Annotated in this window: 14 protein-coding genes; 4 read left to right on the forward strand and 10 right to left on the reverse strand. The window is 56.2% G+C overall.

The features are described 5' to 3' along the window. The first annotated feature begins 169 nt into the window (after window positions 1-169). Together chiP and chiQ are read left to right on the forward strand one after the other, a co-directional pair. A complete protein-coding gene (chiP, locus tag U9O48_RS06915; RefSeq protein WP_285153503.1) occupies window positions 170-1,570 on the forward strand; it encodes a chitoporin ChiP in 1,401 nt (466 codons plus the stop codon). 46 nt (window positions 1,571-1,616) lie between these two features. After that, window positions 1,617-1,946 carry a ChiQ/YbfN family lipoprotein gene (chiQ, locus tag U9O48_RS06920; RefSeq protein WP_416382212.1) on the forward strand — a complete coding sequence of 110 codons (330 nt, stop codon included), beginning with the start codon at window positions 1,617-1,619 and terminating at the stop codon, window positions 1,944-1,946. Between the two features lie 105 nt (window positions 1,947-2,051). Here chiQ and fur read toward each other — a convergent pair whose 3' ends face one another. The 4 genes from fur to ybfF form a co-directional block, all read right to left on the reverse strand. Then, window positions 2,052-2,498, reverse strand: a complete 447-nt coding sequence (gene fur / locus U9O48_RS06925) for a ferric iron uptake transcriptional regulator (RefSeq protein WP_064325325.1) — start codon at window positions 2,496-2,498, stop codon at window positions 2,052-2,054. A 293-nt stretch (window positions 2,499-2,791) separates the two neighbouring features. Continuing rightward, window positions 2,792-3,322, reverse strand: coding sequence for a flavodoxin FldA (gene fldA / locus U9O48_RS06930; protein ID WP_059178645.1), 531 nt, complete (start codon window positions 3,320-3,322; stop codon window positions 2,792-2,794). A 157-nt stretch (window positions 3,323-3,479) separates the two neighbouring features. Then, complete coding sequence (ybfE, locus tag U9O48_RS06935; RefSeq protein ID WP_102104162.1) at window positions 3,480-3,767, reverse strand: LexA regulated protein; 288 nt, start codon at window positions 3,765-3,767, stop codon at window positions 3,480-3,482. 129 nt (window positions 3,768-3,896) lie between these two features. Beyond that, window positions 3,897-4,670, reverse strand: a complete 774-nt coding sequence (gene ybfF, locus U9O48_RS06940) for an esterase (protein ID WP_285146610.1) — start codon at window positions 4,668-4,670, stop codon at window positions 3,897-3,899. A gap of 183 nt (window positions 4,671-4,853) precedes the next feature. On the opposite strand from ybfF, the gene seqA reads away from it, so the two are divergent. Beyond that, entirely contained in the window at window positions 4,854-5,396 is a 543-nt protein-coding gene (seqA, locus tag U9O48_RS06945) for a replication initiation negative regulator SeqA (protein WP_324723926.1), read from the forward strand. 24 nt (window positions 5,397-5,420) lie between these two features. Beyond that, the gene (pgm, locus tag U9O48_RS06950; protein WP_324723927.1) at window positions 5,421-7,061 is read left to right on the forward strand and encodes a phosphoglucomutase (alpha-D-glucose-1,6-bisphosphate-dependent); all 1,641 of its coding nucleotides are present in this window, start codon (window positions 5,421-5,423) and stop codon (window positions 7,059-7,061) included. 144 nt (window positions 7,062-7,205) lie between these two features. Here the strand turns inward: pgm and potE are convergent, their stop codons facing one another. The 6 genes from potE to kdpC form a co-directional block, all read right to left on the reverse strand. Further along, window positions 7,206-8,525 (reverse strand): putrescine-ornithine antiporter, encoded by a 1,320-nt coding sequence (gene potE, locus U9O48_RS06955; RefSeq protein ID WP_282494142.1) that lies wholly within the window; start codon window positions 8,523-8,525, stop codon window positions 7,206-7,208. Then, window positions 8,519-10,717: an ornithine decarboxylase SpeF gene (speF, locus tag U9O48_RS06960; RefSeq protein ID WP_324723928.1), complete on the reverse strand. Its 2,199-nt coding sequence runs from the start codon at window positions 10,715-10,717 to the stop codon at window positions 8,519-8,521. Before speF ends, potE begins: the two co-directional genes overlap by 7 nt. A 255-nt stretch (window positions 10,718-10,972) precedes the next feature. Further along, entirely contained in the window at window positions 10,973-11,077 is a 105-nt protein-coding gene (speFL, locus tag U9O48_RS06965; protein ID WP_106875989.1) for a leader peptide SpeFL, read from the reverse strand. 279 nt (window positions 11,078-11,356) lie between these two features. Next, window positions 11,357-12,034, reverse strand: coding sequence for a two-component system response regulator KdpE (gene kdpE / locus U9O48_RS06970; RefSeq protein ID WP_282494117.1), 678 nt, complete (start codon window positions 12,032-12,034; stop codon window positions 11,357-11,359). Further along, window positions 12,031-14,718, reverse strand: coding sequence for a two-component system sensor histidine kinase KdpD (gene kdpD, locus U9O48_RS06975; protein WP_324723929.1), 2,688 nt, complete (start codon window positions 14,716-14,718; stop codon window positions 12,031-12,033). Before kdpD ends, kdpE begins: the two co-directional genes overlap by 4 nt. After that, window positions 14,719-15,294, reverse strand: coding sequence for a potassium-transporting ATPase subunit KdpC (gene kdpC / locus U9O48_RS06980; RefSeq protein ID WP_324723930.1), 576 nt, complete (start codon window positions 15,292-15,294; stop codon window positions 14,719-14,721). Window positions 15,295-15,298: the final 4 nt, after the last annotated feature.

Raw genomic sequence — 15,298 nt, forward strand, 5'->3', positions numbered from 1 at the left:
TCGTCATAATCCTGCATTTTGCCCACTGAAAAGCATTGATAATTCGCGTCGCGAAAAATAGTCTAAAGGCGGTAGTTAATTCGAGGGTATTACAGACTACCCCTGACCATTTGGTCTTTTAGATTTTTCGCCGTTTAAGGCGCTTTTATTCGTCAAAGAGGAACAATCTATGCGTACGTTCAGTGGCAAACGTAGTGCGCTGGCGCTGGCTATCGCCGGTGTGACAGCAATGTCGGGCTTTATTGCAGCTCCGCAGGCTCAGGCAGCAGGCTTTATCGATGATTCGACACTCACGGGCGGTATCTATTACTGGCAGCGTGAACGTGACCGTAAAGATGTCACCGACGGCGACAAATACAAAGTTAACCTTTCTCACTCCACCTGGAACGCCAACCTGGATTTCCAGTCCGGTTATGCGGCTGATATGTTCGGTCTGGATATTGCTGCTTTCACGGCCATCGAAATGGCGGAAAACGGCGATAGCGCACACCCGAACGAAATCGCGTTCTCCTCAAGCAACAAAGCGTACAAAGAAGACTGGTCTGGCGATAAGAGCGGTATCAGCCTGTATAAAGCGGCGGCAAAATTCAAATACGGTCCAGTATGGGCGCGCGGTGGTTACATTCAGCCAACCGGTCAGACCCTGTTAGCCCCACACTGGAGCTTCATGCCAGGTACTTACCAGGGCGCGGAAGCCGGGGCGAACTTTGACTACGGCGATGCGGGTGCGTTGAGCTTCTCCTACATGTGGACCAACGAGTACAAAGCGCCGTGGCACATCGAGATGGACAAGTTCTACCAGAACGATAAAAAGACCCGCGTGGAGTATCTACACTCTCTCGGCGCGAAATATGACTTCAAAAACGACCTCGTGCTGGAAGCGGCGTTCGGCCAGGCGGAAGGTTACGTCGATCAGTATTTCGCCAAAGCCAGCTACAAATTCGATATCGTTGGCGGCCCGCTGACCACCAGCTATCAGTTCTACGGTACGCGTGACAAAGTCAGCGATGGCAGTGTGAACGATCTGTATGACGGTACCGCATGGCTACAGGCGCTGACCTTTGGCTACAAAATCGGTCAGGTGGATTTACGACTCGAAGGAACTTATGTCAAAGCCGAAGGGCAGCAGGGCTACTTCCTGCAGCGTATGACGCCAACCTACGCCTCTTCCAACGGTCGTCTGGATATCTGGTGGGATAACCGTTCAGACTTCAACGCCGACGGCGAAAAAGCGCTCTTCTTCGGCGCGATGTATGACCTGAAAAACTGGAATCTGCCGGGCTGGGCAGTGGGCGCATCTTACGCCTACGCATGGGACGCGAAGCCGGGCGACATGGCTACGCCAGACGCTTACTACGATCCAAACTATCGCCTGAAAGAGTCCGCTTACAGCCTGGATGCGATGTATACCCTGCAGGACGGTCGCGCGAAAGGCACCATGTTCAAACTGCACTTCACGCAGTATGACAACCACTCTGATATCCCAAGCTACGCAGGCGGTTACGGCAACATCTTCCAGGATGAACGTGACGTGAAATTCATGGTTATCGCACCATTCACCATCTTCTGATGAACTGCCTGGCGGGGTCACACCCGCCGGAATGGAGACCAACATGTTGAAGAAAATTGTAGTGGTGGCGGTACTGGCATCGGGTCTGGTTGCCTGTGCGCAGCCTCAGGCACCGAAAGAAGATTCTCGTCTCAAAGAGGCTTACAGCACCTGTATCAACACCGCGGAAGGCTCGCCGGAGAAAATCCAGGCCTGCCAGAGCGTGCTGACGGTACTGAAGAAAGAAAAGGCACATGAGCAGTTTGCGACGCAAGAGAATGTTCGCGTGATGGACTATCAGGCCTGTATCCAGGCGCGTAAAACGGGTAATGGTGAAGCAGTGAAAGCCGATTGCGGCCAGCTCTGGCAGGAAATTCGCAAGAACAACGCGCAGTAATCTGCGTTCATCAACGCCCGGCAGCGAGAGCTCGCCGGGCGTTTTGCATTTATTGCAGGCAAAAAAAAAGCCAACCGTCAGGTTGGCTCAGAGTATGAAGCAGAATTATTTGGTATCGTGAGCGTGCTCGTTTTCGCGGCAATCGCCTTCAGCACAGTGACCATACAGATACAGGCTATGGTTGGTCAGACGGATGCCATGTCGGGTGGCAATCTCACGCTGACGTGCTTCGATAGAGTCATCGCTAAACTCAATCACCTTGCCGCAGTCGAGGCAAATCAGGTGATCGTGGTGATGCTGCTGCGTCAGTTCAAAAACGGATTTACCGCCTTCAAAATTATGACGGGTGACAATGCCGGCGTCATCGAACTGGTTCAGAACGCGGTATACGGTCGCCAGCCCAATCTCTTCGCCCATGTCGATCAGACGCTTGTATAAGTCTTCCGCACTGACGTGATGGTTGTCCGGCCCTTGCAGAACTTCCAGGATTTTTAAACGAGGAAGCGTCACTTTCAGGCCAGCCTTCTTTAATGCGGTATTGTTGTCAGTCATGCGGAATCTGTCCTGTTGCTAAACGATTCACTTCCTTAAGAAGTGACAGAAAATGCAGTTGGGATAATGCGTCTCATTATAGAACTGCCATGTCTAAATGAAAACCGCAAGTCTCAAGCAAAGTATGCTTATAAAAACGTGGTATCACCAACAAACTTGTTCGATGGCATCCACTTTAACCCTGGGACATTGTACAGGTATGAACGCAAAAGTTAAAAATTTGTAGCAATTATTTTGATTGGAATTATCTATCAATGAGGCATAGCGTAAAACGCTACACCTCACAGATTTGATCAGGCGTTCAGAATGTCGTCGAGGTGCAGTTCTTCGCGGATCTGTTTCACCCACTTGTCGACGCGCTCTGCGGTCAGCTCTGGCTGACGGTCTTCGTCGATAGCGAGGCCAACAAAGTGGTCGTCATCCGCCAGGCCTTTAGAAGCTTCGAAATGATAGCCCGCCGTTGGCCAGTGGCCGACGATCGCGGCGCCGCGTGGCTCAATGATGTCGCGGATGGTGCCCAGCGCATCACAGAAGTACTCTGCGTAATCTTCCTGGTCGCCGCAGCCGAAGAGGGCCACGAGCTTGCCGTTGAAATCGACTTCTTCCAGCGTCGGGAAGAAATCATCCCAGTCACACTGCGCTTCGCCGTAGTACCAGGTTGGGATGCCGAGCAGCAGAATATCGTAGCCTTCGAGATCTTCTTTGCTGCTCTTAGCAATGTCATGCACGTCGGCAACGTCTTTACCAAGCTGTTTTTGAATGTTTTTTGCGATGTTTTCGGTATTACCGGTATCGCTGCCGAAAAAAATGCCGATGATTGCCATGAGTAAAATAACCTCTTGAAACTTAATGGTATGGTGGCGCAATTTGTCCACGGATAAGGGCAATCATAGCAGAACAGGGAAGTCTGCGGAAACAGCTATCACGCGGGACTGCACTCTGTGCTACATGAAAGGGACAAATGAGTGGATTTTCAGACGATCACCTGGTGCTGCGCCACGCCTGAAGTTGCGCCATCAGCATCTCTTCAATCAGCTCGCTGCGGCTGATTTCGCGGGCGTCGGCCAGTTCACTTAAGGCGTCAGCCGCTTCCGCGTTGAGTTTTAGCTCGACGCGTTTAAGCCCACGACTCTTGTCGCGTTTTAGCTGATTGCGCTTATTGATGCGCAACTGTTCATCACGCGAAAGCGGATTGGTTTTTGGTCGTCCCGGTCGACGTTCAGTCGCGAACAGATCTAATGTCGTGCGGTCCGTTTGTTCTTTGGCCATGATTCAGAGACTTCGGGGGAAAACAAGCAGCCCTGCTATTGCCGGGGCGATGAGCGCGACATCATACATGACGTCAACCTGCACGCCAACGACTGGTGACCCGCAGGCAACCGGTCGCTGGCTTTTTAATCAAATCACATTATCAGAGAGATAACGACGAATCGCCCGCAGCACGGCTTCCGGTTTTTCGGCGTGAACCCAGTGTCCGGCTCCGGCTACCACATGTGCACGCGCCTGGGGGAATTGCGCCAGCAGCTCATCGCGACAGGCGTCGGTGACGTACGGGGAATTCCCGCCACGGATAAACAGGGTAGGGTGCGGCCAGGCCGGAACGTTGTCCCAGCCGACAATATGGGAATATTGATCCCACAGCACCGGCACGTTAAAACGCCATGCGCCATCGACGAAGGATTTCAGCAGAAACTGCACCACGCCTTCTTCATCCAGATGTTCGCGCATCACCGCCGCTGCCTGCTGGCGCGTGGAAACGCCCGCCTCGGTCACGGCGTTGATCGCCGCAAAGATTTCATCATGACGGCGCACGTCGTAATCCACCGGGGCGACGTCGATCACCACCAAATGGTCGATACGCTCAGGAGCCAGCGCCGTCAGAGCCATGACCGCTTTGCCGCCCATCGAATGGCCAATCAGCGTCGCTTTTTCAATCTGGTTGGCATCGAGGGTATCCAGCAGATCCTGCGCCATCGCGGCGTAGGTCATCTCCGGGCTGCGCTCGGAAAGGCCGTGGTTGCGCATATCCACCTGCAGGATATCGTGGTCGGCCACCAGATCGCGGGCCAGCACGCCCAGGTTATCGAGGCTGCCAAACAGGCCATGAACCAGTACGATGGGAGAATTATTGTTCGGCGATTGTGCAGATTGCGCTCGGCTATTCAATTTCATGGCAAAGTTCTTTTTTTACGTATGTCAGGTTAGGGTATTATGTTGACCATTCTGCCGCCCGGCTGCAAGGTTCCAGTTTAATCTGACTTTTGCCGCAAGCCTGGCTTGACCCTATCCGCGGTTGGGATTAGCCCTTATAATCCCAACGACTTGTATTCAGATAAGATATTGCACTGGATTAAGATGAAAACAATCGAAGTTGATGATGAGCTCTATCAGTATATTGCCAGCCACACGCGACATATTGGCGAGAGTGCGTCCGACATTTTACGGCGTATGCTGAAATTTTCCGCCGCCTCACAGCCTGCAACTCCGGTTTCTAAAGAGGTTCGTCAGCTGAGCGCTGCTGTTGAAGTCAAAACAGTCGCCCCGGTGAAAGACAAAGTCCGCGCAGTGCGTGAACTGCTGCTTTCCGACGAATACGCCGAGCAGAAGAAAGCGGTTAACCGCTTTATGCTGGTGCTGTCTACACTCTATTCACTGGATAACAAAGCGTTTGCCGAAGCCACTGATTCGCTTCATGGCCGTACCCGCGTCTACTTCGCGGGCGACGAGCAGACGCTGCTTGCCAACGGCAATCAAACCAAACCTAAACATGTCCCTGGTACGCCGTACTGGGTGATCACCAATACCAACACCGGACGCAAATGCAGCATGGTCGAACACATCATGCAGTCGATGCAATTCCCGGCGGAATTGATTGAAAAGGTTTGCGGTACCATTTAACCCTTGCACAGGAAGGACCAGGCAATGGCAAATCACGAACGTGCGGGTCAGCCTGCACAACAAAGCGATTTGATTAACGTCGCTCAACTCACCGCGCAGTACTACGTGCTGAAGCCGGAAGTGGGCAACGCAGAACACGCAGTGAAGTTTGGTACGTCTGGCCACCGCGGCAGCGCGGCGCGCCATAGCTTTAACGAACCGCATATTCTGGCCATTGCCCAGGCCATTGCGGAAGAGCGCGCGAAAAATGGCGTGACCGGTCCGTGCTATGTCGGGAAAGACACCCACGCGCTGTCCGAACCGGCGTTCATTTCCGTGCTGGAAGTGCTGGCCGCGAACGGCGTTGACGTGATCGTCCAGGAAGATAACGGCTTTACGCCGACCCCTGCGGTCTCGAACGCCATTCTGGTGCACAACAAAAAAGGCGGCACACAGGCGGACGGTATCGTCATCACCCCGTCGCACAACCCGCCGGACGACGGTGGTATCAAGTACAACCCACCGAACGGTGGCCCGGCTGATACCAACGTCACCAAAGTGGTCGAAGACCGCGCCAACGCGCTGCTGGCTGCTGGCCTGAACGGCGTGAAGCGTATTTCACTGGATGAGGCCATGGCCTCCGGCCACGTGAAAGAGCTGGATCTGGTGCAGCCGTTTATTGAAGGGCTGGCGGATATCGTCGATATCGCCGCGATTCAGAAAGCGGGCCTGAAGCTGGGCGTGGATCCGCTCGGCGGTTCCGGGATCGAATACTGGAAGCGCATTGCCGAATTCTACAAGCTGGATCTGACCATCGTGAACGATCAGGTCGATCAGACTTTCCGTTTTATGCACCTCGACAAAGATGGCGCCATCCGTATGGACTGCTCCTCCGAGTGTGCGATGGCTGGTCTTCTGGCTCTGCGCGATAAGTTCGATCTGGCGTTTGCCAACGACCCGGACTACGACCGCCACGGGATCGTCACCCCTGCGGGCCTGATGAATCCGAACCACTATCTGGCCGTTGCGATTAACTATCTGTTCCAGCATCGTCCACAGTGGGGCAAAGAGGTCGCCGTCGGTAAAACGCTGGTCTCTTCCGCGATGATTGACCGCGTGGTGAACGATCTGGGCCGCAAGCTGGTAGAAGTGCCGGTGGGCTTCAAATGGTTTGTTGACGGTCTGCACGACGGCAGCTTCGGCTTCGGCGGCGAAGAGAGCGCGGGTGCATCCTTCCTGCGTTTCGACGGTACGCCGTGGTCGACGGATAAAGACGGGATCATTATGTGCCTGCTGGCGGCGGAAATCACCGCGGTCACCGGTAAGAACCCGCAGGAGCATTACAACGAGCTGGCCGCTCGCTTTGGTGCGCCGAGCTACAACCGTATTCAGGCGGGAGCGACTTCCGCGCAGAAAGCGGCGTTGTCTAAGCTCTCTCCAGAGATGGTGAGCGCGGATACGCTGGCGGGTGACCCGATCACCGCACGTCTGACGGCGGCACCGGGTAACGGGGCGTCTATCGGTGGTCTGAAAGTGATGACCGAGAACGGCTGGTTTGCCGCGCGTCCGTCCGGTACGGAAGATGCGTACAAAATTTACTGCGAAAGCTTCCTCGGTGACGAACACCGTAAGCTGATTGAGAAAGAAGCGGTAGAGATTGTGAGTGAAGTGTTGAAGAACGCGTAATTCTGCGGTCTGATGCCCTCACCCGAACCCTCTCCCACGGGGAGAGGGCGAAAACATTAAAAACGGCAACCCTCGGGTTGCCGTTTTGCTTTTACCTCGTAGGCCCGGTAAGCGTCAGCGCCACCGGGCTTTTTTGTGCCTGGCTTAACTGTGCTTATTCTTCAACTCAAACCGCGGTGACACCAGGCCGTACAACGTCCAGCCCATAAAGGTCACCATCGCGCCGTACAGCATCGCTTCCTGTCCGGAAGAGTAGAGGGCATAGAAGCTATAAATCGCCCCAACCAGCGCCACGAAATTCGCGATCTTAGCTTTACGCGGATCGACGTTCGCCATCTTCTGAATAATCACCAGCGCCGCCATCGACAGAATATACGGAATGATGTTGGTCACCACCGCCAGGTTCACCAGCACGTTGAACTGGCTGTTCAGGGACGGGCTAATGGTCATCAGCGACAGGCCACTCTGGAAGATCACAATCGCCAGCATCCCCTGAATCGGTGCCTCGGACTTGCTGACACGCGAGAAAATTTTCGGGAAATAACCGGAGTCCGCAGAAGATTTAAACACCTGCGCAATGGTGAACTGCCAGCCGAGCAGCGAACCGCAGCAGGACATCACCATCAGGCCCATGATCACTTTCCCGACTTCCGGGGTGAACATCTGCGCAAACGCCAGACCAAACGGCGCGGTGGAGTTCGCCAGATCCATGTTCGGCACAATCCCGGCGATCACGTTGGTGGAGACGATGTAAATCACCGCTGCCCCCAGCGTCCCGCCCAGTACCGCGATCGGCACGTTGCGTTCCGGGTTTTCCACCACTTCGGCGTTGGCACACGCCGATTCAAGACCCAGGAAAGCCCACAGGGTCATGGCGATAGACGAACCAACCGCCGCAAAGAACGGCACGTGGTGCGGGTTCCAGGAGTTGGCGTACAGCGTCGGGCTAAACCAGAACCAGCCGATAATGCACAGACCCACGACCGGAATAATCACGCCCCAGACGGTCACGCTACTGATCTGCCCGGTGATGCGCGCGCCGCCAAAGTTGGCCACCGTACAGAGCCACAGCACGCCGATGGTCGCCAGCCCGATTTGCACCGGACTCAGCGCCACGCCGAACAGCTCCGTGCCGTATCCGACCGCCGAAATCGCAATTGCTACGTTGGCGATGAGCAGCGACACGCCATAGGTGTAGTTAGCCATAAAGTTGCCCGACTTGCCGAAGGCATACTCCGCGTAACCGCCCATGCCGCCAGACTTACGGCTGAACATCCCGCATTTGGCGAAAGCCCACGCCAGCGCCATCGAACCCACCGCCGTCACCAGCCAGGAGATAATCGAGATCGTCCCCACTTCCGCGAGTTTGGTCGGCAGCATGATGATGCCCGAGCCCATCATATTCACCATGGTCAATACGGTGAGCTGCACCACGCCCATCTTGTTGGATTTCTTACTCATAATGTTTCCCCTTTCAGCAGCGCAGGCCGAGCGGCTGGCTGCTTAATCACGTAGCAGCGAACCTGTTTGCGCCCGTCGCACTCTTCGACGTACACGCCCTGCAGTTCAGGTGCGAAGCCCGGCAGAAGGTTGATCCCTTCTTCCAGCGCGGTGAAATAGCGCAGCACCGCATCGCCCCAGACTTCACCAGGAACCACGCACAGCACGCCCGGTGGGTAAGGGAGTGCGCCTTCCGCCGCAATTCGGCCTTCCGCATCGCGCAGGGAAACCAGCTCGACTTCGCCGCGCAGATAGGCGTAGTTCGCCTCCTGTGGATTCATTTTCATCGTCGGGAAGTGCGCCTTGCGGAACATCTCTTTTTGCAGCTGTTTCACGTTGTGACGCGCGTAGAGGTTGTGCATCTCCTGGCAAATCTGACGCAGGGAGTAATCGGCGTAGCGCTCAGGATGCTGTTTGTAGATCGATGGCAGCACCTCTTTCAGCGGCGCGTCGGTTTCCAGCAGTTTCTCGAAACGCACCAGTTGAGCGATCAGCTGCTGCAACTTGCCCATGTCTTCGGCAGGCGTCAGCAGGAACAGGATCGAGTTGAGGTCGCATTTCTCCGGGACGATGCCGTTTTCGCGCAGGAAGTTGGCGAGAATAGTCGCCGGGACGCCAAAATCTTCGTACTCACCGGTGCGAGCGTTGATGCCCGGTGTGGTCAGCAGAAGTTTGCACGGGTCGATAAAATACTGATGCTCGGCGTAGCCTTCAAACGCATGCCAGTTCTCGCCCGGCACGAAGTGGAAGAAGCGCAGATCGGAAGAGATCTCCGCCGTCGGCCAGCTTTCCCACGGTTTGCCATCGACCATATCCGGCACAAACGGGCGGATAAACTGGCAGTTTTGCAGGATCAGCTTCCGGGCTTCGATGCCGTTCACCACGCAGTCCATCCACATGTTGCGGCCACTTTGCCCCTCGTGCATGCGGGCGTTGATGTCCAGGGCGGCAAACAGCGGATAGAACGGGCTGGTGGAGGCGTGCATCATGAACGCGTTGTTGAGGCGTTTATGCGGAACATAGCGCTGCTGACCTTTGATGTGGCGGTCTTTTTTATGGATCTGCGAAGTCTGCGAGAACCCGGCCTGCTGCTTATGCACCGACTGGGTGACCAGAATCCCCGGATCGTTCTCGTTCAACTCCAGCAGCAGCGGGGAACAATCGGCCATCATCGGAATGAACTGCTCGTAGCCGACCCACGCGGAGTCGAACAGAATGTAGTCGCACAGATGACCAATCTTATCGACCACCTGACGGGCGTTATAGATAGTGCCGTCGTAAGTGCCGAGCTGGATCACCGCCAGGCGGAACGGGCGCTGATCGCGCATCCTGCCCGGTGCCACTTCCGCCACCAGTTCACGCAGATAGTTCTCTTCGAAGCAGTGGGCGTCAATCCCGCCGATAAAGCCGTACGGGTTGCGCGCGGTTTCCAGATAAATCGGCGTTGCGCCCGCCTGCAGCAGCGCACCGTGGTGGTTAGATTTATGGTTGTTACGGTCAAACAGCACCAGATCGCCCGGCGTCAGCAGAGCATTCAGCACCACTTTATTTGATGATGACGTCCCGTTCAGTACGAAATAGGTTTTGTCGGCATTAAACACTTTCGCCGCATGTTTTTGCGCGGTGCAGGGCGCGCCTTCGTGGATCAGCAGATCGCCCATCGCCACGTCGGCATTACACAGATCGGAGCGGAACAGCGTCTCGCCGAAGAAGTCGACGAACTGATTCCCGGCAGGGTGACGGCGGAAGAACTGGCCGCCCTGATGCCCCGGGCAGTCAAAGGCGCTGTTGCCCTGTTTGACGTAATCCACCAGCGCGCGGAAGAACGGCGGGCGCAACTGGGTTTCATACTTCACGGCGGCGGCTTCGAGCTGACGTCCGTAGAAGTCGTTGCTGGTGTCGTTGCACTCAAATACCCCGTGAATGCGGGATAAATATTCAGCCGGAACGATCTCTTCTTTGTGGGTGGCAATAAAGACCGGAATGCCAAATCCGGTGGCTTCTATTTCTTCAATGGTGCCGTTAAAAATATCGCCAACGGCCAGAACCACGGCAGCGACATCAATATAATCGGTGGCGCCTACGTCAATCATTTCGCGTGTGGTGGTAAAGCAGTCCGGGCAAGCACGGCTGGCAGCGATTTTTAGCATGTTCATATTTATCTCTTTATTTTAGGCAATATTTGTCCTTCGACTTCGTATAAAAATGAAATCGAAATATTCCGGAAAAAAAAGCAAAGAGGAGCCGCTGATAAAAAATCAGTTCATTGCTTTTAGATGAAATAAATCCACACCGTCCGGTGACGGAAAAAAGCGGATTTAAGGAAAAGGAGCGCAGCGCCCACAGGCAAGTGCCTGTAAGTCAGGAGATTTCAGGATAACCTGTAAGCAGACGCGCCCTGGGTCGAAGGACTACCGGGCGTTGAAGAAATGAAAATCAAAGCTATTGCGGTGGGCGAACATCATAATATGCGTTGTTCGCCTGATATGAGGCATTAAACGATTATTGTTTTCCATGAGCATTTTTCCTTTCAGTAATTGAAAGCACGGCCATTTTATCCAGGAAAGGGCGGTAAACCGTGAAGAAGATCACCAATAACCGATCAAATCAGAAATAAATATTCGTTTTGCGTGAATAGCGCAGTGCATAACGCTGCTTTGTATTAATAATGTTAATGCAATGTATTTTAGGTGTGTTTATTTATTTTAAGGCGATCATATACCAGGAGCGACTTAATAAATGAATAGGTAAAAGGAGAGTATATTATTTGAGTTGAGTTAATTCTGAATAAATATTCAAAGCATAAACCGATAACCGATACCGGTTTCAGTTAATAAATGGCGGGGGCGTGCGGGGTCCATCTCTAATTTTTGACGAAGGTGGCCCATATATATGCGTAAATAGTGACTATGCTCGACGGCGTTTGGTCCCCAGACCTGGTTCAGCAGCTGGCGCTGCGTCAGCACTTTGCCGTGGTTGTTGAGGAGCACCGCCAGCAGGCGAAACTCAATCGGGGTGAGGTGGATCTCTTCCGTGCCGCGCAAAATGCGGCGCGCGGGCAGATCGACCTGAATATCGGAAAAGGTATACACCGGATCGGACGGGGTCGTGGCGCTGTGGCGGCGCAGGGCCACGCGCAGTCGCGCCTGAAGTTCGCCAATCCCAAAGGGTTTGCTGAGATAGTCATCGGCTCCGGCGTCCAGCGCCGCAATCTTGTCCGTCTCTTCGGCGCGAGCCGAAAGCACGATAATCGGCATCTGGCTCCACTGGCGCACTTCGCGGATAAAATCGAGACCGTCGCCGTCCGGCAGGCCTAAATCGAGGATCACCAGATCGGGTTTGCGGGTGGCCGCTTCGATCAGGCCGCGCTGTAATGTCCCGGCGTCGTACACGCGCAAGCCGTCCCCCTCCAGCGCGGCGCGCAGGAAACGGCTAATGGCGAGTTCATCTTCAACAATCAGGACGTTAATCACAAATCCTCTGGTAATTCATCAAGTTCTGGCGGGGCATCCAGCGGAAGTGTAACACAAAAACAGGCCCCGCCTTCCGGGCGGTTGTGGGCGGTGATGGTCCCGCCGTGCACGTCGACAATCGCCTGGCAGATCGCCAGCCCCAGCCCGACGCCGGGGATTGCCGACTCCTTATTCCCGCGCGCAAACTTTTCAAATATCGCCGCTTCCTGACCCGCCGGAATGCCCGGCCCGTCGTCCCACACCTCCAGACGCAGCGACTGATGGGCGACGCCCGCCGTTAAGCCAATTTCCGCTTTCGCTCCCGCATACTTCGCCGCATTTTCCAGGAGGTTAATCAGCACCCGCTCAAACAGCGGCCCGTCGACATGAATAAGCGTAAGCGGCTCCGGCATATTGAGGGTGATATGACGTCCACCCAGCCCCGGTTCCAGCATTTTCAACGCGCTGCCGACCACCTCTTCCAGCGTCAGCCACTCTTTTTTCAGGTTAAACCCGCCGGACTGAATGCGCGCCATGTCGAGCAAATTATTCACCAGCCGGGTGGTGTTCAGGACGTGCTGGCGGATTTCGCTGGCCTGCGGGGCGTGCGGGGAGTTCTCCGCCGCCAGATCCAGGGTCAGGATCTCCGACTGACCAAACAGCACCGTCAGCGGGGTGCGCAGATCGTGGGACAGGGCCGCCAGCAGGGAGTTGCGAATGCTTTCGCGTTCGCTCGCGAGCCGCGCCTGCTCTTCGCTGGTGGTCAATGCCAGACGCTCCAGAGCGCTGGCGACCAGCAGGGTGAAGGTCTCGAGCAGACGCTGCTGTTCCGGGATCATCAGTTGGCGCAGATTCGACGGCTCAACAATCACCAGCCCGAGCGTTTTGTCGGCGCTACGCAGGGGCAGAATCAGATAGGGCACGCCGGGGAGGGTGTCGGTTCCGGCACCGGCAGGCAGACCTTTATCGAAACTCCAGCGGGCGATGGCTTCATCCCACGGTGTCATGCCGTTGGCGGAGGTCAATGGGCGCAGTTTGCCGTGCTCATCCGGAAGCAAAATCAGGCTGCTCGCCTGGAAGGTGGAGCGAATAAACTGCTCGCTGGTCTGGACGATATCCAGCGGTGTGCGCCCAACCGCCAGCGATTTCGACATCTCATACAGATGACGCGTGCGCTGTTCACGATAGCGGGCGATACGCGCCTGATAGCGCACCCCGGCGGTGAGATTCCCGATCACCAGCCCGACGGTGAGCATCACGGCAAACGTCAGAATGTACTGCACATCTGACACGGCCAGCGTCCCGCGCGGGGCGATGAAAAAGAGGTCAAAGCTGGCGACGTTAATGACGGTGGCGAGCACCGACGGCCAGCGTCCGTACAGCAGCGCAACGACCACCACGCCGAGCAGGTAGATCATCACCAGGTTGGCGGCGTCAAAGGCAATCAGCCACTGGCTGGCGACAATAGTGATCAGGGCGCAGAGCACCGTTGCGACCAGACAGCCTCTGAGCTGGATGCGCCATTTATCGCCAAAGGTGCGCGCGTCGGGCGCGCGACCGGGCAGGGGAGCCGGTTTTTCATCGAGGGCGACAATCACCAAATCCAGATCCGGCGCGCGTTTTGCCAGCTTGTCGGCAAAAGATTCCCGGCTAAACCAGCGGCGGTTCTGACGGCGGCCGATGACGATTTTGCCGAGATTGTGTTCCCGGGCGTAGCGCAGAATCGCTTTATCTTCGGCCGGATCGGAGAGGGTGGCGGTTTCCGCCCCCAGCTCCTGGGCAAGGCGCAGGGCGCTGAGGATCGCGCGCCGCTGATTCTCTGGCAGGGCGTGCAGGTGCGGGGTTTCCACATAAACCGCATGCCAGGCGCTGCCGAATTTTGCCGCCAGCCGCGCGGCGGTGCGGACCAGCTTTTCGTTGCCGCTGTTATGCCCGATGCACAGCAAAATCGAATCGCGGGTATGCCAGACGCGATCTTGCCCCTGACGGTCACGCCAGGCGCGCATCTGATCGTCCACCCGGTCGGCGGTGCGGCGCAGGGCCAGCTCGCGCAGGGCGATCAGGTTTCCTTTGCGGAAGAAATGTTCGATGGCACGTTCGGCCTGACCGGCGATATAGACTTTACCTTCGTGCAGGCGCTGGCGCAGATCGTCCGGGGGCAGATCGACAAGCACCACCTCATCGGCGGAATCAAAAAAGGGATCGGGGACGGTTTCGCGCACCTGAATTCCGGTTACGCCGCTGACCACGTCGTTCAGGCTTTCCAGATGCTGGACGTTAACGGTGGTAAAGACGTCGATGCCCGCTTCCAGCAGCTCTTCGACATCCTGCCAGCGCTTGGGGTGGCGCGAGCCTGGCGCGTTGCTGTGCGCCAGTTCGTCCATCAGAATCAACGCCGGGCGGCGGGCGAGGGCGGCGTCGAGATCAAACTCGGTCACCAGACGGCTGCGATGATTGATGCGGCGGGCGGGCTGTGTCGCCAGCCCCTCCAGCAGCGCCGCCGTCTCTTTGCGTCCGTGGGTTTCGACCACCCCTATCAGAATATCCAGCCCCTGGGCCCGTAAACGCTGCGCTTCCGTCAGCATGGCGTAGGTTTTTCCGACGCCCGCACAGGCGCCGAAAAACACTTTGAGTTTGCCGCGATGCGCTTCAACGGTCTGTTCAAGCAGCCTGTCCGGATTCGGACGCAGGGGCTCGTCGGTCATTTAGTTTTTCCTTAATGCGTCCAGCGCCATATTCAGCTCAACAATGTTTACGACCGGCATCCCAATAAAACTCACCAGTGGTTTTTGCGTGTGCTCGGCGACCAATTTGCTCACCTGGTCGGTAGTCAGCCCGCGTGCGGTAGCGACGCGCGGAATTTGCCAGGCTACGGCAGCGGGCGTCAGGCTGTAGTCCAGCCCGCTGGCGGAAGCGGTGACCAGCTCAACCGGCACCGTCGGATTCGCCTGCGGATTGGCGGCGCGCAGGGCCCTGATGCGTTCGCTCACGGCTTTATCCAGCTCAGGATTGCTTCCGGCCAGGTTGCTGCCCCCCGATGCCATCGGATTATACGGGCTTTCGGCGGTGGCGGAAGGACGCCCCTGAAAGTAGCCCGCGTCGGTAAAGTTCTGCCCAATCAGGCGCGAACCGCGACTCTCGCCGTTTTGCAGAATCAGCGAACCGTTGGCCTGATCCTTAAACCACCACTGGCCCAGCGCGGTGGTCACCAGCGGGTAAAGCCCGCCGGTCATCAGGGAGAGCAGAATAAACAGAAGTATAGCGGGACGTAACATAGTCATTTGA

Origin of the sequence: Lelliottia sp. JS-SCA-14, assembly GCF_035593345.1 — a bacterium.
Classification (GTDB): Bacteria; Pseudomonadota; Gammaproteobacteria; order Enterobacterales; family Enterobacteriaceae; genus Enterobacter; species Enterobacter wanjuensis.

Excerpts from the sequence above, each read along its gene's own strand:
- chiP (WP_285153503.1), top strand. The coding sequence starts at position 170 with ATGCGTACGTTCAGTGGCAAACGTAGTGCGCTGGCGCTGGCTATCGCC.
- fur (WP_064325325.1), bottom strand. The coding sequence starts at position 2,498 with ATGACTGACAACAATACCGCATTAAAGAAGGCTGGCCTGAAAGTGACG.
- fldA (WP_059178645.1), bottom strand. The coding sequence starts at position 3,322 with ATGGCAATCATCGGCATTTTTTTCGGCAGCGATACCGGTAATACCGAA.
- ybfE (WP_102104162.1), bottom strand. The coding sequence starts at position 3,767 with ATGGCCAAAGAACAAACGGACCGCACGACATTAGATCTGTTCGCGACT.
- ybfF (WP_285146610.1), bottom strand. The coding sequence starts at position 4,670 with ATGAAATTGAATAGCCGAGCGCAATCTGCACAATCGCCGAACAATAAT.
- seqA (WP_324723926.1), top strand. The coding sequence starts at position 4,854 with ATGAAAACAATCGAAGTTGATGATGAGCTCTATCAGTATATTGCCAGC.
- pgm (WP_324723927.1), top strand. The coding sequence starts at position 5,421 with ATGGCAAATCACGAACGTGCGGGTCAGCCTGCACAACAAAGCGATTTG.
- speF (WP_324723928.1), bottom strand. The coding sequence starts at position 10,717 with ATGAACATGCTAAAAATCGCTGCCAGCCGTGCTTGCCCGGACTGCTTT.
- speFL (WP_106875989.1), bottom strand. The coding sequence starts at position 11,077 with ATGGAAAACAATAATCGTTTAATGCCTCATATCAGGCGAACAACGCAT.
- kdpD (WP_324723929.1), bottom strand. The coding sequence starts at position 14,718 with ATGACCGACGAGCCCCTGCGTCCGAATCCGGACAGGCTGCTTGAACAG.
- kdpC (WP_324723930.1), bottom strand. The coding sequence starts at position 15,294 with ATGACTATGTTACGTCCCGCTATACTTCTGTTTATTCTGCTCTCCCTG.